Here is a 19,919-nt window from a genome sequence, read left to right on the forward strand (position 1 = left end):
ATATCGAGCGGGCCATTTTTCTATGGGAAATAAAGGGTTGCGAGGACGGGGCGCTCGACCGCCTTAACCAGCTCACTCGGCGATCTGCATCCGCCGCCACGCGGCTGGCGTATCTCCGACGACCTGCCTGAAAGCCTTGGTCAGGTGCGCCTGATCGGTAAAGCCGAGCTGCACCGCGATCTCTGCGACGGAGAGATCCCGTTCAAGCAGAAGTTTCTGCGCTAGGTCGATGCGCTTGGCCAGCTGCCATTGCAGCGGGCTCTTGCCCGTGGTCTGCTTGAAGACATTGGCAAACCAGCTTTCCGAAAGCCCTACCGTCTTCGCCATTTCCGCGATCGTGAGCTTGTAGTCGCCGCAGGCGTCGACACGGGACAGGAGCTTGTTCATCTGCGCCTGGGTCAGCCTGCCGTTATGGGGCTTGTCATCGCTGCTCGGAATATTGAGCAGGCCCGCGACGATGCTGCCGGCCAGGCTCTCCGCATAGACCTCATGACGGGACGGCGCCGCGATTTCGTCCGCCAGCAGGCCCGCAAGCGTCTCGATCGGGCCGATATCCTGGATCTCGACCGGACGTCGCAGGGCCGTTAGCGCCGCGGAACGCCCGACCGAAGGCGAAAGGAACCGCAGCAGCCGATCCTTGTGCATGTGAAGATTGAGATGCGAGAAACGATGCAGGGATCGGCTGGTCGTCCACATCGGCATGCCCGCCGGGATGTAGATGGCACGCGTCATGGGACGGTAATTGCGGGAGAATTCGCCGTTTTCGTTGGAGATCCGCACGCGCGACGACACATCGTTGAAGAAGATCATGATGCGCGGGTCTTCGGCGAGATAATAGCCCCTGGCGCCGGGCTGGCTTTCCGCCTGCCAGTGGACGGTCACGAGCCCGTCGAAGCAACGCCATTTGGGCGGAGCAACGACCTGGATGCCCTCCGTGCTCCATTCCATGGAATGCCAATAGCTCAATTCATCATCTACCCGCGGTCGCGACACGATCTCGGCCCCGACGAGTTCGCTCAGGTGAGCCGGCGGGGCGGTTGATGGCCAGCTGTCGATGCGGCGCATGCTGGCCCGCCATCGACACGGTCATAATATGACGACAATTATCATCTTTCCCGTAGGCCGCAAGCCGCAAGCACGGCCACAGACGGGCGATCGGCTTGCGGATGTTGCAGTTCGGCAAGTCTTTTGCGCAGGGAAACTACCTCAGGCTGCCATCTGCCGACCGGTCTCGCCGCGCGCGAAAGGTGCGAAGGCGTGGCGGATGCGGATCACCGTCTCGGGTTCGGCAGGCACCAGCGGCAGGCGCACATCCGCCGGGCACTGATGAATGAAGGAAGCCGCCTCCTTGAGCGCGGCAACGTCATCCCGCCCCAAAGCCGCAACGGCGCCGGACACGGCCGCGCCGAAGGAACCGACGCTTTCAAAGCTGCCGCCCAGGCTCACCATGGTCTGGACCGGCGACGGGATGACATTGGCGATGGGGGAGATCGCCCCATGGCCGCCAAGCGCAAGGAACTGCGGCAGACGGGCGTCGTCGCGCGTCAGGTGCTGGAAGCGGGTTTCGAGCGCGGATGACAGGCCGGCGAAATAGGCCAGGCGATCCGCTCCATGACAGACCCCGGCGATGGCATGGCGGTCGGAAAGCGCCTCCAGCAATGCCGGGCCGAAATCCTTCGCGGTGCGGCCCGGATCGTCGTCGATCAGGATCGGCAGGCCGACCGCGGCCGCCAGCTGGTGGAAATGGCCGACCACACCGGCAAGTGTCGGCTTGGAATAATAGGGAACCGTGACGAGCAGCGCATCGGCTCCGAGCGCTTCCGCGCGGCGGGACCGCTCGATCGTCGTCTTCGTACAATTCGTGCCGGTCGCGGCAATGACGCTGAGATGCGGCCGGGCACGGACGACACAGGCACGCAAAAGCGCGTCGCGCTCATCACCGGTCAGAACCTGCCCCTCACCGATCGCATCACCGACGATGATGCCATCCATGCCTGCGATGATCTGCCTGTCGACGGCCGATGCCAATGCCTCGAGATCCAGGCCAGTTTCGGAAAACGGCGTCAGCAGCGGAGTAAAGGCCTGGCGGGCGGCGCGATGGAACGGTGTCATGTCACTTGCTCCTGTTTGACATGCACAAGTTGATCCGTTCGGCATAGGAATTCGATGGGTGTGAGGAGACTATGACATCAAAGTCTTATAAGCATCCATTTGCCTTGGCCGCGGCAGTGCACCATATTGCGCGGCAACACACCGTCTTGGCCTTGCGCCTGGAGATCTTATGACTGCTACGCATGCCGCCGCTCCGGATAGCCAATCGGAGACCCGCAAGTTCCTCGGATTGCTGATCGGATCGGTGGGGGTCGTATACGGCGACATCGGGACCAGTCCGCTTTATGCCTTTCGCGAATCCCTGCGACCCTTCGCCGCCAACGGCGTGCAGCCGGAACATGTTATCGGCCTGATCTCGCTGATGGTCTGGACGCTGACCATCATCGTCACCTTCAAATACGTGCTTTTCCTGTTGCGCGCCGACAATGACGGCGAAGGCGGGACGCTGTCGCTTCTGGCGCTCCTGATGAAAAAGACCGGCAGCTACATGCCGGTCTTGTTCTTTGCCGGCCTGATCGGCTCGGCGCTCTTCATCGGCGATGCGATGATCACGCCTGCGCTGTCGGTCATGTCGGCGCTCGAAGGCATGAAGCTGGTGACGCCCGCCTTCTCCGACTACGTCCTGCCGATCTCGGCCGCGATCATGGTCGGCCTGTTCATGGTGCAATCGAAGGGAACCGAGGCCGTTGCCAAATTCTTCGGCCCGATCACCGTCGTCTGGTTCCTGGCCATGGCCTGGGGCGGGCTCATCCATATCGGCGACGACTGGACGATTTTGGAAGCGCTCAATCCCGTCAACGCGCTCTGGTTCATCACCCATGCCGGCTGGGCCGGCCTGATCGTGCTCGGCGCCGTCTTCCTGACCGTGACAGGCGCGGAAGCGCTTTATGCCGACCTCGGCCATTTCGGCCGCAAGCCGATCAGCTGGGCCTGGTTTATTCTCGTGTTTCCGGCGCTGGCGCTCAACTATCTCGGCCAGGGCGCCCTGGTGCTGACCGACCCGTCGAAGATCGAAAACCCCTTCTATCTGCTCTATCCGGAATGGGCGCTCCTGCCCATGGTGATCCTCGCGACCATGGCGACGATCATCGCCAGCCAGGCGGTCATCACCGGCGCCTTCTCGCTGGCGCGCCAGGCCGTCCATCTCGGCTTCCTGCCGCGTCTTGCGATCAAGTTCACCTCGGAGACGAATACCGGGCAGATCTACGTGCCGGCGGTCAACATGTTGCTCTTCCTTGGCGTCATCGTGCTGATCTTCGCCTTTGGCGATTCAGAATCGCTCGCCACCGCCTACGGCATCTCGGTTACCGGCGCGATGGTGGTGACGACGCTGATGTCGTTCCAGTTCCTGCGCGCCGTCTGGGGTTACAAGGCAATCACCGCCGCCATCCTTCTCGGACCGCTCTTCGTCATCGAGGCCGTGTTCCTTTCCGCGAACCTGCTCAAGATCCATGATGGCGGCTGGGTGCCGGTCATGCTGGCGCTGGTCATCATGCTGACCATGTGGACCTGGACCAAGGGATCGAAATATCTCAAGGAAAAGACGGCCAAGAACGACATTCCGCTGGAGACGTTCATCACCTCGATCGAAAGCTCGATCGACCGAGAATCGAGCAGTGCCCCGGTGACCGTCCCGGGCACGGCGATCTTCCTCACCAGCGTTCCCGACCGCACCCCGGCCGTTCTTCTGCACAACCTCAAGCACAACCACGTCCTGCACGAGCAGAACGTCATCCTCACCATCTGGACGCAGGACAAGCCCTACGTGCCGCTCGAGGAGCGGGTCGAGATGACGAGGCTTTCGAAGCGCTTCATCCGCCTCGACATCACGTTCGGCTTCATGGACGACCCGAACGTGGCCAAGGCGCTGACCGTCTGCAAGAAGAAGGGTTTCAAGTTCGAGATCATGCAGACCTCGTTCTATCTCGGGCGGCGCAACCTGATCGAGACGCCGAATACCGGCCTGCCCCGCTGGCAGGAAAAGCTGTATATTGCGCTTGCCGATTTCGGCATTGATCCATCCGCCTATTTCAAGCTGCCGCCGAACCGCGTCGTCGAACTCGGCGAACAGGTGGCGATCTAGGATCGGAGACGAGACCCCATGACCGTCATTGCTTCCTATGTTTACAGCAAGGGAAAGCGGGGGCGCGCGCTAGCGATCGAAGAGCAGTGTCCGGCGCTATCCGGCGACGAATTTGTCTGGATCGGCCTGCACGAGCCGACCGACGACCAGCTGAAGATCCTGGCAAAGACCTATGGGCTGCATGAACTGGCGGTCGAGGATGCGCTGCATGCCCACCAGATCCCCAAGGTCGAGGTCTATGGCGAGCAGCTTTTCGTCGTGGCCAAGACCGCGCATCTGGAAGGCGACAAGATCTGCTACGGAGAGACCGCGATCTTCGTCGGGCGCCACCACATCATCACGGTGCGCCATGGTTCGATGCGCACCCACAGCGGTGTCCGTTCGCAGCTCGAGGCCTCGCCTCGCCTTCTGGCGCAGGGGCCGGATTACGTTCTGCACGGCATTCTCGACTTTATCGTCGATGGCTATCTGCCGACCGTCCAGACGATCGAGGACCGGGTTCTGGAAATGGAGCAGAAGATGCTCGCCAATTTCCTCGAACGCGACCAGATCCGCCGGCTTTTCCGCCTGCGGCGGCAGCTGATCCTCTTCGGCCGAATTCTCGGCCCCATGTCGGAACTTGTCGGCAAGCTGGTCAATCTCGACCTCCCCTGCATCGACAAGCATGCCAAACCCTATTTCCGCGATGTTTTCGATCACATTCGCAGGGTGGAAAGCATGGTCGGAGGGCTTCGCGAAGTCATGACCTCGGTCTTCGAAGCCTCCAACCTTCTTGAACAGCAGCGGCAGGGCGTCATGACCCGGCAGCTTGCTTCATGGGCGGCGATCCTTGCCGTGCCGACGGCGGTGGCCGGCATATACGGGATGAATTTCGAGCATATGCCGGAGCTCAAGACCGAGTACGGCTATTATGTCGTACTCGCTGTGATCGTCACGTTCTGCGGCATTCTCTACTATCGCTTCAAGAAGACCGGCTGGCTCTGACGCTCTGATTTCACGCAAAAACGGTTTCCGGTTTTGCCGGAATTGCTCTAGCCATGCAGCAGTTCGACTGCGCAGATGACCACCAGGACGGCGGTCATAAGCGCGAGGATCAGATTGGATCCGCACCATCTTTCAGGTGCGCCGCGCAACTTCCTGCCGTGCGGCTCGGATGCAAGATTGCCCTGTTTTCGAAGGGCCTGACGAATACTCATGATAGTGCTCCAACTCAGGACGATATCGTCCTTTGACCCTATATATGGGGTCGTTTCGCATAGGATTTCGAGGGCGAAGACCGCCCTGAGATATTAAGATTTCGTAGGGATTCTTGCCCGGAATGCCAGGCCTAGAGCCCGGCGAGAACGGTAAGCGCATAGGCTAGCGCGAGGACCGCCAGCAGCACGGCGGCCACGCCGAGAACGGCATCCGCCGCCCAAGAATGAGGGCGCCCGAGAAAGGGCGTCCTGCCGCGGGGATAGACATATCCCCTCAGGTACCGGATCGGGTGGGACATGGCTTCAGCCTCACGCTCTTCCGGCGACCCTGCTGGTCGCGCTGAGCCTGCGGCCATCGAACACCTCGCCGAATTTTACGACGACATGTTCCGGCAGGCACCAGACGGCGCCCGGCGTGTGATCGCTTTCGAACATGGCGAAATGGACGGCCGAGGCGCGATCGGTGAACAATCCGCCGACCTTGCCGAGCGTGTCGGTGACGATCCAGCGGCCACTGACATCACGGCCCACGGTGAAGCGGATGCCCGTCGAGGGAGGTTCCCGATCCGTCATTGCAAACTTGCCCATCGTGATCTCTCCTTAACCGACCATGATTGCCAGTGCGGCGACCGCCGCAAACGCGATGCCCATGACGGCCACGAGCCGGACGAACATGGCGAAGCCCTCGGCCGGGCGGTTCGCGCCCACGGGGTCTGTAGAATGATTGGATTTTGCATGACTGGGCTGGGCCAGGCGGCGACGCTGCGCGCTGGCTTCCGTGAGGTGCAGGAAGTACATGCCTCCCAAACGACCATACATGGTTCTACTCCTTCTGAAGGATGGCCTCGCCGTAGGGGCGAAGCCGGACATCAAACGAGATGTCTGATCAGAAGGTAGCGGGAGGTTCATAGGCTTTCGATTGGACGGCGAAGCCTAAGAAATAGGGAAGTCATGTGGGTTCGGCGGGCGCTGCACCCGCCGAACGGTCGGCCACCGAGTTCAGGCGAGCGGGCGACGGCAAGATCCGTCGCGTCGATTTCCGGTCGCTTGCCGCCGACGACGTCGCTAATGACCCTGGCCGAGCCGCAACTCATCGTCCAGCCGAGCGTGCCGTGGCCGGTATTGAGGAAGAGACCACCGACATTGGTGGCGCCGATCACCGGCGTGCCGTCCGGCGTCATTGGCCGCAGGCCGGACCAGAAATTCGCCTTGGCTACATCGCCGCCCGGGAAGAGATCGGTGACCGAATGCTCCAGCGTGGCGCGGCGCTTCTGGCCGAGATCGTTGGTATAGCCGGAGATTTCCGCCATGCCACCGACCCGGATGCGGTCGCCGAGGCGGGTGATGGCGATCTTGTAGGTCTCGTCCATGACGGTCGATTCCGGCGCGCGCGAAGCATCGGTGATCGGGATCGTCAGAGAATAACCCTTGACCGGATAGACCGGCAGGGAAATGCCGAGCGGCTTCAGAAGCAGCGGCGAATAGCTGCCGAGCGCGACCACGACCGCATCGGCGCGAAGGCTCTCGCGGTCGGTGACGACACCGCGGACTTTGCCCGCCTGGACATCAAGCGCCTTGATATGGGTGCCGTAGGAGAAGGTGACGCCCAGCTCCTTCGCCTTCAGCGCCAGCGCATTGGTGAACTTGAAGCAGTCGCCCGTTTCATCCTTCGGCGTCAGCAGCCCGCCGACGATCTTTTCTCGCACATGCTTCAGCGCCGGCTCGACGCGGATGCAGCCTTCCGGATCGAGCACTTCATAAGGAATGCCGTCCGCCGCCAGCGCCTTGACGTCCTTGGCCGAGGCTTCGAGCTGCTGCTGCGTGCGGAAGAGCTGCAGCGTGCCCTGCATCCGCTCGTCATAGGCTATACCGGTTTCCTGGCGGAGTTCGGCCAGCGCGATACGGCTGTAATCGGCGAGACGCAGCATGCGGCTCTTGTTGATCGCATAGCGTTCCGACGTGCAGTTGGAGAGCATCTTGACCATCCAGGAGAGCATCGCCGCATCCAGCTTCGGGCGCAGGATCAGCGGCGCGTGCTCCATGAAGATCCATTTGAGCGCCTTCATCGGGATGCCGGGGGCGGCCCAGGGCGAGCAGTAGCCGAAGGAGACCTCGCCGGCGTTGGCGAAGCTCGTCTCCAGCGCCGGGCCGGCCTGGCGGTCGATGACCGTCACCTCATGGCCGGCCTTGGCCAGCTGGTAGGCCGTGGTGACGCCGATGACGCCGGCTCCCAATACGATGACTTTCATGATGTTCCCGCTTCTTTTGTTCTGCTGATCATAGATATTGACGATGGTAACGCCAGCCGAGGCTGGTCAGGATCTCATAGGCGATCGTGCCTGCGTCAGCCGCCAGATCCTCGATCGACTGATGCGGGCCGATGACTTCGACGAGGCTGCCGAGCGACAACGTGCCTTCCGGCAGCGCGCTGACATCCACCGTCATGCTGTCCATCGAAACGCGGCCGACGATCGGCAGGCGGAAATCGCCGAAATAGACGGCGCCGCGATCACCGAGGCAGCGTGGGAGGCCGTCGGCATAACCGGCGGCGAGCGTTGCAAGCCGCATCTCCTTCGTCGCGATATAGGCGCCGCCGTAACCGATCCTGGAGCCTGCCGGAACCGTGCGGGTCTGGGCGACCGCAACCTTGAGCTCGACCACCGGCTCCATCGGATTTTCCGGCAGCCCTGTCGGATTGCCGCCATAGAGTGCGATGCCGGGCCTAGCCAGCGCAGAGTGATAGCCCGTCCCGAGAAAGACACCGCCCGAATTGGCGAAGCAAGGCAGAAACTCGGAAAATTTCTCGCTGAGCGCCGCAAAGGCTGCCAGCTGGTCGGCATTCTGCACGCTCTCCGGCTCGTCGGCCGATGCCAGATGGCTCATGACGAAACGGATATCGACGGCAGCTGAATACCGGTCGAGATCGGCCGCGATACGGTCGGCTTCTCCAGTCGTCAGACCGAAGCGCGACATGCCGGTATCGAACTGCAGGACGCAGGGCAGTCGGCGCCCCTGATCCAGCGCCACCGCCGTCCAGCGGTCCAGCTGTTCGAGACAGTTGATGATGGGGATGATGCCGGCGGCCGCGCATTCGAGTTCGCTGCCCGGCTGCAGGCCGTTCAGCACATAGAGACGGGCGTCATCGGCCAAGGCCGGGCGCAGGCGGATGGCCTCACCGAACTGGGCGACGAAGAAGTCGCGACAGCCTGCGCCGTAAAGCGTGCTGGAGACCGGCTCGGCGCCGAGCCCATAGGCATCTGCCTTGACGACGGCGGCAGTTCTTGCCGGCGCCAGCATGTCGGCGAGCTTCTGATAATTGCGGCGAATGGCCGACAGATTGATCGTCAGATAGCCCGATGCGCCAAGCGCCAGCGGAGCACCCCTGCCCTTGAACAGATCCGCATTCATAACGATCCCCTTTTTTTGGAGAACGGTATTGAAATTATCTCAGAATTTCCTGCCGATCATTGATCGTTTATGCGACAGGATTACAATCATCACAACATTGTTCGAAAATTTGGAATTTTCTCCATGCTAGCTCTGGATGCAATCGATCGCAACCTCCTCAGGCTTCTGAGACTCAATGCGCGGGCGACAAATGCCGCGCTCGCGGCCGAGGTCGGGCTGTCGCCTTCAGCTTGCCTCAGGCGCATCAAGCTGATGGAGGATGCGGGCGTCATCCGTGGCTATACGGCCATCGTCGACAATGGCGAAGGGCAGAACACGATCGCAGTCATCATCAACATCACGCTGGAACGACAGACGGAGGATTACCTCAACCGCTTCGAGGCAGCAGTCCGCCGTTACCCTGAAATTCGCGAATGTTTCCTGATGACAGGAGGCTCGGACTACCTGTTGCGCGTCGAGGTGGCCAATGCCGGCGAGTTCGAGCGCATCCACAAGACCATCCTCTCCGCCCTGCCTGGCGTGCTGCGCATCCATTCCAGCTTTTCCATCCGCAACGTGCTGGTCACGCGCTTGAAATAACGCGCAAACCGGTTGAAAGCAGCCCGTTAGCGGATATGGTCGGTGTGGCACGAAGTGGCCCGCATTCGCCCAAAAACCTGGAGTCCGCATGACCCTCGACACCGCTCGCCTGTCCTATTCAGACCTCGTCGCCCTGCTCGAACGCATCTTCACCAGGAACGGCGTGTCGGACCATAATGCGAAAATCCTGGCGGAGAATTGCGCGAGCTGCGAACGCGACGGATCGCTGAGCCACGGCATCTTTCGCATGGCGGGCTATGTGTCTTCGCTGAATAGCGGCTGGGTCGACGGCAAGGCAATTCCCGAGGTCGAGGATGTCGGACCGGCCTTCGTTCGCGTCGATGCCAAGGGGGGCTTCACGCAGCCGGCGATGCTGGCCGCGCGGCCGCTGCTGATCGAGAAGGTGAGAGAGAACGGCGTCGCCGTGCTGGCCATCCGCCGTTCCCACCATTTCAGCGCGCTCTGGCCGGATGTCGAGCCGTTTGCGGAAGAAGGTCTTGTTGCGCTGAGCGTCGTCAACAGCATGGCTTGCGTCGTGCCCCACGGCGGCAAGAAGGCGGTATTCGGCACCAATCCGGTCGCCTTTGCCTCGCCGCGCGCGGGTGCTGCCCCCTTCGTCTTCGACCAGGCGTCTTCCGCCATCGCCCATGGCGACGTGCAGATCGCGGCACGTGCTGGCCATGATCTGAAGCCCGGCATGGGCGTCGACCGCGATGGCCAGCCGACCAATGACCCGAAGGAAATTCTGGGTGGCGGCGCGCTTCTGCCCTTCGGCGGCCACAAGGGCAATTCGATCGCGCTGATGGTGGAGATACTCAGTGCGGCGCTGACCGGCGGCTATTTCTCCGGCGAGTTCGACTGGAGCGGCCACAAAGGCGCGCAGACGCCGTTTACCGGCCAGTTCTTCATCCTCATCGATCCGGCGCGCGGAGGAAACGACGTGTTTGCCGAACGCGTCGCCGGCATTTGCGATCTGGTGCTGGAAGCCGGCCAGGAACGCCTGCCCGGCGACCGTCGCCATGTGACCCGCGCCAAGGCGGAAAAGGACGGCATTCCGCTCTCGGCGGAAAACTACGACAAGCTGAAGGCGCTGGCCGAAGCCTGATCGATCGATTTCGGGAGAAGCCGTGATGCGCACGTCAAAAATCATCCATGTCGTCAGCTGCCATGCGGAAGGCGAGGTCGGCGATGTCATCGTCGGCGGTGTCGTCCCTCCCCCGGGCGACACGATCTGGGAACAGTCGCGCTTCATCGCCAAGGACGAGACGCTGCGCAATTTCGTGCTGAACGAGCCGCGCGGCGGCGTCTTCCGTCACGTCAACCTGCTGGTGCCGCCGAAGGACCCGCGGGCGCAGATGGGCTGGATCATCATGGAACCGGCCGACACGCCGCCCATGTCCGGTTCCAACTCGATCTGCGTCTCCACCGTGCTGCTCGACAGCGGCATCATCCCGATGACCGAACCGGTGACGAAGATGGTGCTGGAGGCACCGGGCGGGCTGGTGGATGTCACCGCCGAATGCCGCAACGGCAAGGCCGAGCGGATCACGGTGCGCAATGTGCCCTCCTTCGCCGACAAGCTCGGTGTGTCGCTGGAGGTTGCCGGGCTCGGGACGCTGACGGTGGACACCGCCTATGGCGGCGACAGTTTCGTCATCGTCGATGCGAAAGCACTCGGTTTCGAGGTGAAGCCGGACGAGGCCCGCGAGATCGCGGAAGCGGGCGTGAAGATCACCAATGCGGCCAATGAGCAGCTCGGTTTTACCCATCCGGAAAATGCCGGCTGGGACCACATTTCCTTCTGCCAGATCGCCGCTCCCCTCACCCGCGAGAACGGCGTTTTGAGCGGCGCCAACGCCGTCGTCATCCAGCCCGGCAAAATCGACCGCTCACCGACCGGAACCGGCTGCTCCGCGCGAATGGCGGTGCTGCATGCCCGGGGCGAGATGGCGGTCGGCGAGACCTATATCGGCCGCTCGATCATCGGCTCGGAATTCCGCTGCAGCATCGATGCGGTGACGAAGATCGGCGAACGGGATGCGATCTATCCGCTGATTTCCGGCCGCGCCTGGATTACCGGCACGCATCAACTGATGCTCGACCCGTCCGATCCGTGGCCGGGCGGCTATCGCCTGTCGGACACTTGGCCGAAGATCGGCGGCTGAGGCCTTAGCCGAACCGCTGTGGCAAGAATGGCACCAGTTCGATCGATGGCGTCTGGCCGGTCAGAATATCGGCGACGAGCCGTGCCGTTCCGGCCGATTGCGTGAGGCCGAGATGACCATGCCCGAAGGCGTAAATGACGCTCGCCGTCGCCTCGGACCTGCCGATCGCCGGCAGGCTGTCGGGCAGTGACGGGCGAAAGCCCATCCACTGCGTACCGCCATGCGGCTTCAGGCCCGGCAGAAAATCCTGCGCCTTCTTCAGCATCGCATCCGAGCGGGTGAAATTCGGCGGCAGTTTGAGACCGCCGAGTTCGACCGCGCCGCCGACGCGGATGCCGCTTGTCAGCCGGGTGACGACGAAGCCATGGCCGCCGAAGGTAACCTGGGTGCGCAGGTCGAAGGCATCGGCCGGCAGCGTCGTGTTATAGCCGCGCTCGGTCTCCAGCGGGATATTTTCACCGAGCGAACGGGCAATCTGGTGGGAAAAGGCACCGGCAGCGAGTACGACCTTGCCGGTCTTCACCACCGTGCCGTTCGCGGTGACGATCTCGACGCCGTCGCCGACCGGCCGCAGCGCCTTGACGTTGCCGATCTCGATCGTGCCGCCGCGGGTGCGAAAATTATCGGCCAGCGCGAGCGTGTAAAATTTCGGATCGGCGATCGAATACCATCCCGGCGTGAAGGTGCCATGGGTGAAGCGCGGGGCGAGACCCGGCTGAATCGCTGCCATCTCCGCCGCGTCCATATGGCTGAACTCGATCCCGTGACGGGCGCGCGCCTCCCAGCCGGGCATCGAAGCCTGCAGCTCGGCATGGCTTTCATAGACCTGCAGATTGCCTTCCTTGCGCAGCATGGACAGCGTTTCGGTAGCGGACAGAAAGCCTTCAAGTTCCGCCTTCGACAGATCCATAAGCGAGGTCTGCGCCGCGACCGAATGATCGACCCGCGACGGCTGACAGGCCCGCCAGAAGCGGAACATCCAAGGCGCGATATTGAGCGCATAGGCCGGCGGGATGGACAACGGGCCGAGCGGATCGAGCAGCCATTTCGGTGCCTTCTTCAGGATTCCCGGAGAGGCAAGCGGCAGGATATCGGTAAAGGCGAAGGCACCGGCATTGCCGGCCGAAGCCCCTGCCGCCGGGCCTTCACGATCAAGCACGGTGACGCTGAGGCCGCGCATCTGCGCGGCGATTGCCGCCGACAGGCCGACCACGCCTGCCCCGATCACCACGACATCCGATCTCTTCATTCTCTCATGCTTCCCGGCTGTCATGCCGGCCGGCAGATCCGGCTACGGCATGTGCACTATTTCGATACGGATAGAAAAAGCCCTCCGCAAGGAGGGCTTCAAAGATCAGGCAGCAGCCTTGTAGGCCTGCACCGCGCCGGGCAACTTGCTCCAGTCGGCATACCACTTGTCGAAGAGCGCGAGCTGCGCCTCGACATAGCCACGCTGGCTGTCGGAGAGCACGTCGGTCTCGATGAAGTTCAGTGCGAATTCCTTATTCCCCTTCAGCACCATCATGTGCTTGAAGTAGAGAACCAGATCCGGGCCTTCGTCGAAGGAGGAAAGCACGCCGAGCGCCTCTTCGAGCTCCTTGGCACGGGCGCGCGCATCGGCGTCGCCGGCGGCAGCCGCCTGAGCCAGATTGCACAGATGCAGCACTTCCTTCGGCAGGACGTTGCCGATCCCGGTGATCGCACCGGTCGCGCCGCAGTTGACGTAGCCGTGGAAGACAGCGGTATCGACGCCGATCATCAGGGTGACGTTATCGTCGCGGCTGGTGATGTTTTCAGCCGCATAACGCATGTCGGCAGGGCCGCCGAATTCCTTGAAGCCGACGAGGTTCGGGTGCTCGGCGCGGAGCGCGAAGAACAAGTCGGCGCGGGTGGCGAAGCCGTAATAGGGGCTGTTGTAGATGACGGCCGGCAGATCCGGGGCGGCCGAGAGGATCGCCTTGAAATGGGCCTTCTGGGCCGAGATCACCGAACCGCGGGAAAGAACGCGCGGGATGACCATGAGGCCCTGGGCACCGACCTTCTGGGCATGGGCGGCAAGGGCGACGGCGGAAGCGGAGTTGATCGCGCCCGTGCCGACGATGACCGGAATGCCGGCCTTGACCAGGCGCTCGACGCCTTCCATGCGCTGTGCATCCGTCAGAAGTGGCCAGTCACCCATCGATCCGCAATAGACGACGGCCGACATGCCCGTTGCGATCAGCTGCTTGGCCTTGGCGACCAGCGCGTCGAAATCCGGGCTGCGGTCCGCCTTGCACGGGGTCATCAGGGCCGGCACGACGCCGGAAAAGATACTGGCCTTCATCTGTGAGAACTCCTTGAAGCAACTGGCGGGCATGGCATCCCGCGTTTCTGGAAAGGAGAATACTCCTTCCAGAAACGTTGTCGACAAAAAAAATACAAGAAATCAAAGATCGATATCGACCCTATCGTTGCGGGTGAGAAGACGGCCGATCTGCTCGACGATCTGTTCGCCATGGGCCTTGCCGAACCGGTCGGCGGCCGTGACGTCGCGGGCCTCGATCGCTGCGATGATTTCCTCGTGCTCGTCGACGAAACGCGGCGGCAGCCGGTCTTCATAAGACTGGTAATAAAGCCGCAGCATGCGGCGCCCCTCGCCGAGCAGCCGATCGAAGAAGGCGGCGTAATAGCTGTTGCGGCCGGCAGCCGCGATCGCGGAATGGAAGGCGGCATTGGTTGCGATCATCGCCAGCGCATCCTGCGCCTCGACGGCCGCGGTGAATTCCGCCTGGTGCTCGCGGATGATTTCGAGATCTTCCGCGCGGTGATGCTGTGCCGCAAGCCGCGTGGTCACCCGGTACATCAGCACGAGCGCATCGAAATAGGCGGGCATGCCGAGGAAGTCGATATTCGACACCATGGTCGAGCGGTTGGGCAGCGTCTCGATCAACCCTTCCCCGGCAAGCCGGACCAATGCCTCGCGGATCGGGGTGCGCGACATGCCGAAACGGGATGCCAGCTGCACCTCGTCTATAGCGCTGCCGGGTGCGAGCTTCAGGTCCAGGATCTCGTCACGCAGGAGATCGTAGACGAGCTTTACCCCGGAGCCGCGCTTGCGCTCCAACGTCAGACCCGGATCATTGTCGGCCATATGTTTCCCCTCTTGTCGACATGATGTACCATGGCTTTAGCGCATCGGCACGCAAAGATCAGCCGGCGTTTCCCGCCATTGCAGGGTTGCCGACACATTTCTTCATAGGTGAGCTGCATCGGCAAAGCTTGCGCCACGCTTCCGCCGCGCCTAAATAGCGGCTTGTCGCAGGTGGCACGCATCGCTGATGCCCAAAGTTCGGCGTAACAACAATCCAGGTATCGGGTGCGTTCATGAGTGATGTTCTGGCTGCAAGCAACGGCGTCAAGCAGGTCATCTGCATCAGTTGGGGCACCAAATACGGCCCCGTTTTCATCAACAAGCTGTACGGCATGGTGAAGCGCAACATCACGCCACCCTTCACCTTTACCTGCTTCACCGATACCCGCGAAGGGCTGCACCCGGAAATCCTCTGCGAGGACCTGCCGCCGCTCGGCATCGAGAACATGCCGACCAACACCAAGGGCATCTGGCAGAAGTCACGCCTGTGGGGGCCGACGCTCGGCTCGCTGCGCGGCCCGGTTCTGTTCCTCGACCTCGATCTGGTGATCGTCGGCTCGCTCGATGATTTCTTCACCGTCGGCAAGGCCGATGACGTGGTTCTCGCCCGTAACCAGACGACGCCGTTCGAGCGTCTCGGACAGACATCCGTTTTCCGTTTCCCCGTCGGCAAACTGGTACCGATCCAGCAAAAGTTCCGCGCCAATCCGCAGGCGGTGGCAGACGAGTTCAAGTTCGAGCAGCGCTATGTCACGCGCAATGCGCCGGGCGGCATAACGCTTTTCCCGCGCCGTTCGGTACTTCACTTCAAGCAGGATTGCCGCTGGCCTTTCCCGCTGAACTATTTCTTCGCCCCTTCCCTGCCGAAGAAAGCGAGGATCGTTCTCTTCCCGCGGAACTTCCATCCGCAGAATGCCGCGAAGGGCGTTTTCGGCCAGAGCGGACAGGTCGTGTCGCCGCTCACGCACATCATGAATGTGTTCGACAAGGCCAAGCGCCCGAAAAAGTCCGCCTTCAGGCACCTGCGCCACTATATCCGCCCGGCCCCGTGGGTCGCCGACAACTGGCGGGAATAGTCGGCTCGCGCCAGCGGCCAGCTATTTCGTTTCAGATCGCCGGGACGGGATGACGCATCGTGCCGGTCTGCCGCCCGCGCTCATGCCAGGACAACGCTTCCTCCAAAAGATGCGGCGTATGCCCGCCGCGCGCGCAGGCTCGAACGAAATAGTCTTCGAGTTCGGCGCGAAAGTCCGGATGGCAGCAGTTTTCGATAATCCTCGAGGCCCGCTCTCGCGGCGCCAGTTCCCGCAGATCCGCAAGCCCCTGTTCGGTCACGATGATGTCGACGTCGTGTTCCGTGTGGTCGACATGCGGAACCATCGGCACGATGGCGGAAAGCCGGCCGTCCTTGGCAAGCGACTTGGTGACGAAGATCGAGACATAGGCGTTGCGGGCAAAGTCACCCGATCCGCCGATACCGTTCATCATGTGGGTGCCGTTGACATGGGTCGAGTTGACGTTGCCGTAGATATCCACTTCCAGCGCTGTATTGATGCCGATCACGCCGAGCCGGCGGATTACTTCCGGATGGTTGCTGATCTCCTGGGGTCTGAGGACGAGCCGGTCCTTGTAGCGTTCGAAATTTCCGAATACCCGCTCCGCGCAGGCCGATGACAAGGTGATGGACGAGCCGGAGGCAAACGAGAGCTTTCCCTCGTCGAACAGATCGAACGTGCTGTCCTGCAAGACTTCGCTATACATCCGCAGATGATGGAACGGCCCGGCAGCCAGTCCTTTCAGGACCGAGTTGGCGACCGTACCGATCCCGGCCTGCAAGGGCTGCAGCGTCAGGTCCAGCCTGCCAGCTGCGACCTCCTTCTTGAAGAAGCTGACGAGATGCGCCGCGATCATCCGGGTCTTGTCGTCTTCCGGTTCGACGGCGGAGGCGCTGTCCTTTTCGTTGGTGACGACGATTGCCGCGATCCTGTCCGGGTCGATCGGCACATAGTTGAACCCGACCCTGCTGTCGCAGGCGACGACCGGGATGGGAACGCGCGTCGGACGGCGGCCGGGAATATAGATGTCGTGCAGACCTTCGAGCCCTGCCGACTGGCCGAGATTGATTTCGACGATGATCTTTTTCGCCAGAATGGCGAAGCTTGCCGAATTGCCGATCGACGTCGTCGGCACGATACCGCCCATCTCGTTGATCGCCGCCGCCTCGACGATCGCATAGTCGATCGGCCCGAGCTGGTTGGAGCGAAGATGCTCGACGGTTTCCGACAGATGCTGGTCGATGAACATGACCTCGCCGCGATTGATAGCCGCGCGCAAGACCGCATCCGACTGGAAGGGCATACGCCGCGCCAGGACCTTTGCCTCGGTCAGAACCCGATCGATATCGTGCCCGAGCGACGCTCCGGTGATCAGCGTGATCTGGAACGGAGCGACCTTTGCCCGGTCGGCCATGGCCAAGGGCACTGCCTTTGCATCTCCGGCACGGGTAAAGCCGCTCATCCCGACGATCATACCGTCCTTGATCAAGGATGCCGCCGCCGCCGGGCTCATGATGCGGTCAAGCAGTTCGGGACGACGTATGCGATGTTCGATCATGGTCTTGCCCGATTGACGATGCGCCATCTCTACATGGACCCGATACCCCGGCCTTGATCAACGTCAACAATGACGCCGGCCGATCGGGTGGACGCCGCGGGCCTCAAACCCGCAGCGCATTGAGCATCGGCCGGATCGAGAAGCGGTTGAGCTGCGCCTTGCGGGTCAGTTCGCGCAGATATCCGCCGGCAGACCGGATTGAATCAGCTTTTTCGAGCATGGCCGCGATGACGATCGCCGCGGTCCTATCCCCCATGGCCTGGCGTGCATCCGCCCAGGCGCTCGGGCTGACCCCCAGCATCGAGCGGACCAGTTCCGCCGCCGACAGCACATCACGCCAATCCTTGACGCCACCCTTCACGTAATCGGCTATCTGCGGGCAGCGCTGCAGGAATTCCTCCAGCAGGATCGCCTCTTCCTTCGGCTTCCGCTTGGGGGATGCAGGTGCCGCCGCCCGCGTATTTTGCTCTTTGCCGGTTAATTCAAGATTTGGGTCTGTGTTTGAATTCTGAATATGGCGCTCAAAAAGTACCTCATTGGCGCTCATTTCTTGTTCCGAAAGAGAATTGAGGTATTCGGTCTCCACCTCCGCACGAAGACGGATGAGCTCTGCACAGCGTGCCTTGAGTGTTTCATGGTCCAGCAGGCGCATGTAGCGTCCGGATAATGCGGCCAGTCGCTCGTGATACCCCATCCAGTCGCCTGAACGCTCTTCGTGCAGAGCCGCCTCGATGATCTTTGCCACGTCGCGCAGGTGAAGCGTCATCTCGGCCCTCAGCGCCGCAAGACGTTTGGTCTCTTCCCTCACCTTCTCCGCCGATGCCAGGATCTCCTCGGCGCGCAATGCGAAGGGCGCGAGGTCAAAGCCGAACGCGTCCTCGACCTTTCCTTCGCCGTCACGTCGGCAGAAGCGTTTGCCGTTGGCACTGTCGCGGCGGAAGATGAAGCCTCCATCGACAAGCGCCGCCAGATGCCGGCGCAGCGTCGGCGGCGACATGCCACGCGAGCGGATCGACAGTTCCACATTGGAGGGGAAGACGATGATCGGCTTGCTGCCGTCGAGCTCCCTGTCCTGGTGGAAGCTGGTCAGCGCCTCGAGTACGCAGATCGACCGGTCGGAAAGACCGTAGACCTCACGCGCCTCGCTCAGCGCCCGTATCAGTTGCCACTTCTCAGCCTTGCCCTTGTAATTTCCGGCATCGCCCGAGCGCAGGCTTTCCTGCCGGCGCTCGACTTCGGCCTGGAGGGCAAAATTCCGCGCAGTAAAGCGCGCGCCGCCGAAAGGCGTCGTTGCCATTCTCTCTACCATGTGCGTCTCCGTGCGGAGGCAAGTGCCCGGCAGACGTACCTTTCAGCCATAAATCATCGCGCCGAAGCCGGCATTACTGCCGTCGACTCTTGACTTTGGGCATCGGAAGTGATTCTCTTGAACTGCTTAGATTGAAGAGGGCTTCCAGGACGGTGACGTTTTGGGGGCCTTTTTTCTTGCTCTCTTGGCTTCCTTTTCTTTCTCTCGATAAACCTTCGTTTTCTCCGCCCTATCCCTTGTTCGGGGATCGGCCGGCGAGAAATGCGTTATAGTGTTCGACAAGCGCCTTGGTGGCCTCGTCGACGAAACTTCTGTCCACGCCTGCGGCGAACTCGATGCGGCTGGACTTGCCGTCCTTGCGCAGCTGGGCAAACACCTTGCCGTTGCTGTCGGTCAGCGCTAGAGGCTCGGCGCGCTCCACCTTCGGCTTGGACGACAGCCGGTCGAACAGGCGCTGGAAACGCTCGTCGCTGCCGGCCATCTGGAAAGCCCGGCTCTCGGTCTCCTCACCGGCCGAAGTCTGCGCCTTTGCGGAGCCGAGTAGCTCACCGAGTTTCATCCAGCGATCGCGTCCGGCCTTCGGGGCTGCACCGACGGCGCGGATCACCGTGTCCGGCACGCTTTCGACCACCTGCAGCAGTCGCGACAGCTCGCTTTTCTGTACCGACAACGCATCGCCGATGACCTTGCGGTCGAAACCGTGGGTCAAAAGGTTTTTTGCAAAGACCGCGCGCTCGATGAAGGAGAGGTTGCGGCGCTCGGCGTTTTCCTTGCCCTGCGCCAGAACCAGCTCGTCATCGGACAGGGCACGGACGATCGCCTTGACCTCGATGCCGAGCCGCGATGCGGCACGGATACGGCGGTGGCCGTAGGCGGTCTGGTAGCGGCCCGGTTTTTCCGGATGGTTGCGCAACAGGACCGGCACCTGCTGGCCGCTTTCGCGCATGCTGTCGATCAGCGCCGCGAGATCCTCGTCATCCTGTTCGCCGAGCCGCAGCCGGTCTTCGACGAAGGAGGAGTCGATCTTGTCGGGATGGATGGTGACAACGCGTTCGCCTTCGCTCAGCGCCTGACGAAGAAGACGGGCTTCTTCCACCTCGCGGCTCATGGCGTTGAGCGACAGACCCATGGCCTTGACCGCGCCGGAAGAGGTCCGCGCGCCCTGATTGGCGCCGGGTCCGGTCTGCACGGCCGGCGTTTCGGCAACCGGCTTCGGCACCGACGTGGTCTCGGGCGCAGGATCGGCGCCGGGCGCAAGCCCGCCTCCGAAAAGCGCTTTCAACTCGTTCTTGCGGCTGCCTGCCATGTCCGAAAACCTTCCTTC

At 62.1% G+C, this 19,919-nt stretch carries 19 protein-coding genes and 1 pseudogene; 6 read left to right on the forward strand and 14 right to left on the reverse strand.

Annotated features, from left to right (window positions below; genetic code table 11):
* Positions 1 to 72 precede the first annotated feature (72 nt).
* Both BM216_RS02495 and BM216_RS02500 read right to left on the reverse strand, forming a co-directional pair.
* Positions 73 to 966 carry a helix-turn-helix domain-containing protein gene (locus tag BM216_RS02495; RefSeq protein ID WP_177230703.1) on the reverse strand — a complete coding sequence of 298 codons (894 nt, stop codon included), beginning with the start codon at positions 964 to 966 and terminating at the stop codon, positions 73 to 75.
* 240 nt (positions 967 to 1,206) lie between these two features.
* Positions 1,207 to 2,112 (reverse strand): dihydrodipicolinate synthase family protein, encoded by a 906-nt coding sequence (locus BM216_RS02500; protein ID WP_177230686.1) that lies wholly within the window; start codon positions 2,110 to 2,112, stop codon positions 1,207 to 1,209.
* 169 nt (positions 2,113 to 2,281) lie between these two features.
* On the opposite strand from BM216_RS02500, the gene BM216_RS02505 reads away from it, so the two are divergent.
* Both BM216_RS02505 and BM216_RS02510 read left to right on the forward strand, forming a co-directional pair.
* Complete coding sequence (locus BM216_RS02505) at positions 2,282 to 4,195, forward strand: potassium transporter Kup (protein WP_092994369.1); 1,914 nt, start codon at positions 2,282 to 2,284, stop codon at positions 4,193 to 4,195.
* An 18-nt stretch (positions 4,196 to 4,213) separates the two neighbouring features.
* Positions 4,214 to 5,179, forward strand: coding sequence for a magnesium and cobalt transport protein CorA (locus tag BM216_RS02510; RefSeq protein ID WP_092994372.1), 966 nt, complete (start codon positions 4,214 to 4,216; stop codon positions 5,177 to 5,179).
* 47 nt (positions 5,180 to 5,226) lie between these two features.
* Here the strand turns inward: BM216_RS02510 and BM216_RS33940 are convergent, their stop codons facing one another.
* The 6 genes and pseudogenes from BM216_RS33940 to alr all read right to left on the reverse strand — a co-directional run bounded on the left by BM216_RS33940 (position 5,227) and on the right by alr (position 8,799).
* Entirely contained in the window at positions 5,227 to 5,391 is a 165-nt protein-coding gene (locus tag BM216_RS33940; RefSeq protein WP_177230687.1) for a hypothetical protein, read from the reverse strand.
* Positions 5,392 to 5,522: 131 nt separating this feature from the next.
* Positions 5,523 to 5,690 carry a hypothetical protein gene (locus BM216_RS33945; RefSeq protein ID WP_177230688.1) on the reverse strand — a complete coding sequence of 56 codons (168 nt, stop codon included), beginning with the start codon at positions 5,688 to 5,690 and terminating at the stop codon, positions 5,523 to 5,525.
* Between the two features lie 10 nt (positions 5,691 to 5,700).
* On the reverse strand, positions 5,701 to 5,979 hold the full coding sequence (locus BM216_RS02515) for a hypothetical protein (RefSeq protein WP_092994375.1): 279 nt from the start codon (positions 5,977 to 5,979) through the stop codon (positions 5,701 to 5,703).
* Positions 5,980 to 5,991: 12 nt separating this feature from the next.
* A complete protein-coding gene (locus BM216_RS02520) occupies positions 5,992 to 6,210 on the reverse strand; it encodes a hypothetical protein (protein ID WP_143102713.1) in 219 nt (72 codons plus the stop codon).
* 188 nt (positions 6,211 to 6,398) lie between these two features.
* Positions 6,399 to 7,643 (reverse strand): annotated as a pseudogene (locus BM216_RS02525) (D-amino acid dehydrogenase); the annotation flags it as partial.
* A gap of 25 nt (positions 7,644 to 7,668) precedes the next feature.
* Positions 7,669 to 8,799 (reverse strand): alanine racemase, encoded by a 1,131-nt coding sequence (gene alr, locus BM216_RS02530; protein ID WP_092994385.1) that lies wholly within the window; start codon positions 8,797 to 8,799, stop codon positions 7,669 to 7,671.
* A 123-nt stretch (positions 8,800 to 8,922) separates the two neighbouring features.
* Between alr and BM216_RS02535 the strand changes: the two genes are divergently transcribed.
* The 3 genes from BM216_RS02535 (at position 8,923) to BM216_RS02545 (ending at position 11,543) form a co-directional block, all read left to right on the forward strand.
* The gene (locus BM216_RS02535; protein ID WP_177230689.1) at positions 8,923 to 9,378 is read left to right on the forward strand and encodes an Lrp/AsnC family transcriptional regulator; all 456 of its coding nucleotides are present in this window, start codon (positions 8,923 to 8,925) and stop codon (positions 9,376 to 9,378) included.
* An 88-nt stretch (positions 9,379 to 9,466) separates the two neighbouring features.
* On the forward strand, positions 9,467 to 10,483 hold the full coding sequence (locus BM216_RS02540; RefSeq protein ID WP_092994391.1) for an Ldh family oxidoreductase: 1,017 nt from the start codon (positions 9,467 to 9,469) through the stop codon (positions 10,481 to 10,483).
* Between the two features lie 25 nt (positions 10,484 to 10,508).
* Positions 10,509 to 11,543: a trans-3-hydroxy-L-proline dehydratase gene (locus tag BM216_RS02545; protein ID WP_092994394.1), complete on the forward strand. Its 1,035-nt coding sequence runs from the start codon at positions 10,509 to 10,511 to the stop codon at positions 11,541 to 11,543.
* A 4-nt stretch (positions 11,544 to 11,547) separates the two neighbouring features.
* Here BM216_RS02545 and BM216_RS02550 read toward each other — a convergent pair whose 3' ends face one another.
* The 3 genes from BM216_RS02550 to BM216_RS02560 form a co-directional block, all read right to left on the reverse strand.
* Positions 11,548 to 12,816, reverse strand: a complete 1,269-nt coding sequence (locus tag BM216_RS02550; RefSeq protein ID WP_143102714.1) for an NAD(P)/FAD-dependent oxidoreductase — start codon at positions 12,814 to 12,816, stop codon at positions 11,548 to 11,550.
* 81 nt (positions 12,817 to 12,897) lie between these two features.
* Positions 12,898 to 13,866 (reverse strand): dihydrodipicolinate synthase family protein, encoded by a 969-nt coding sequence (locus BM216_RS02555; RefSeq protein WP_092994400.1) that lies wholly within the window; start codon positions 13,864 to 13,866, stop codon positions 12,898 to 12,900.
* Between the two features lie 102 nt (positions 13,867 to 13,968).
* Positions 13,969 to 14,673, reverse strand: a complete 705-nt coding sequence (locus tag BM216_RS02560; protein ID WP_092994403.1) for a GntR family transcriptional regulator — start codon at positions 14,671 to 14,673, stop codon at positions 13,969 to 13,971.
* 233 nt (positions 14,674 to 14,906) lie between these two features.
* Between BM216_RS02560 and BM216_RS02565 the strand changes: the two genes are divergently transcribed.
* The gene (locus tag BM216_RS02565) at positions 14,907 to 15,749 is read left to right on the forward strand and encodes a glycosyl transferase (RefSeq protein ID WP_092994406.1); all 843 of its coding nucleotides are present in this window, start codon (positions 14,907 to 14,909) and stop codon (positions 15,747 to 15,749) included.
* 31 nt (positions 15,750 to 15,780) lie between these two features.
* On the opposite strand, the gene BM216_RS02570 is transcribed toward BM216_RS02565, so the two are convergent.
* The 3 genes from BM216_RS02570 to repB all read right to left on the reverse strand — a co-directional run bounded on the left by BM216_RS02570 (position 15,781) and on the right by repB (position 19,901).
* A complete protein-coding gene (locus BM216_RS02570; RefSeq protein WP_092995084.1) occupies positions 15,781 to 17,286 on the reverse strand; it encodes an acetyl-CoA hydrolase/transferase family protein in 1,506 nt (501 codons plus the stop codon).
* A gap of 103 nt (positions 17,287 to 17,389) precedes the next feature.
* Positions 17,390 to 18,595: a plasmid replication protein RepC gene (repC, locus tag BM216_RS02575; protein ID WP_092994409.1), complete on the reverse strand. Its 1,206-nt coding sequence runs from the start codon at positions 18,593 to 18,595 to the stop codon at positions 17,390 to 17,392.
* A 229-nt stretch (positions 18,596 to 18,824) separates the two neighbouring features.
* Complete coding sequence (repB, locus tag BM216_RS02580; RefSeq protein WP_092994411.1) at positions 18,825 to 19,901, reverse strand: plasmid partitioning protein RepB; 1,077 nt, start codon at positions 19,899 to 19,901, stop codon at positions 18,825 to 18,827.
* Positions 19,902 to 19,919 lie beyond the last annotated feature (18 nt).

This window comes from Rhizobium sp. NFR07 (assembly GCF_900111905.1).
GTDB lineage: Bacteria > Pseudomonadota > Alphaproteobacteria > Rhizobiales > Rhizobiaceae > Neorhizobium.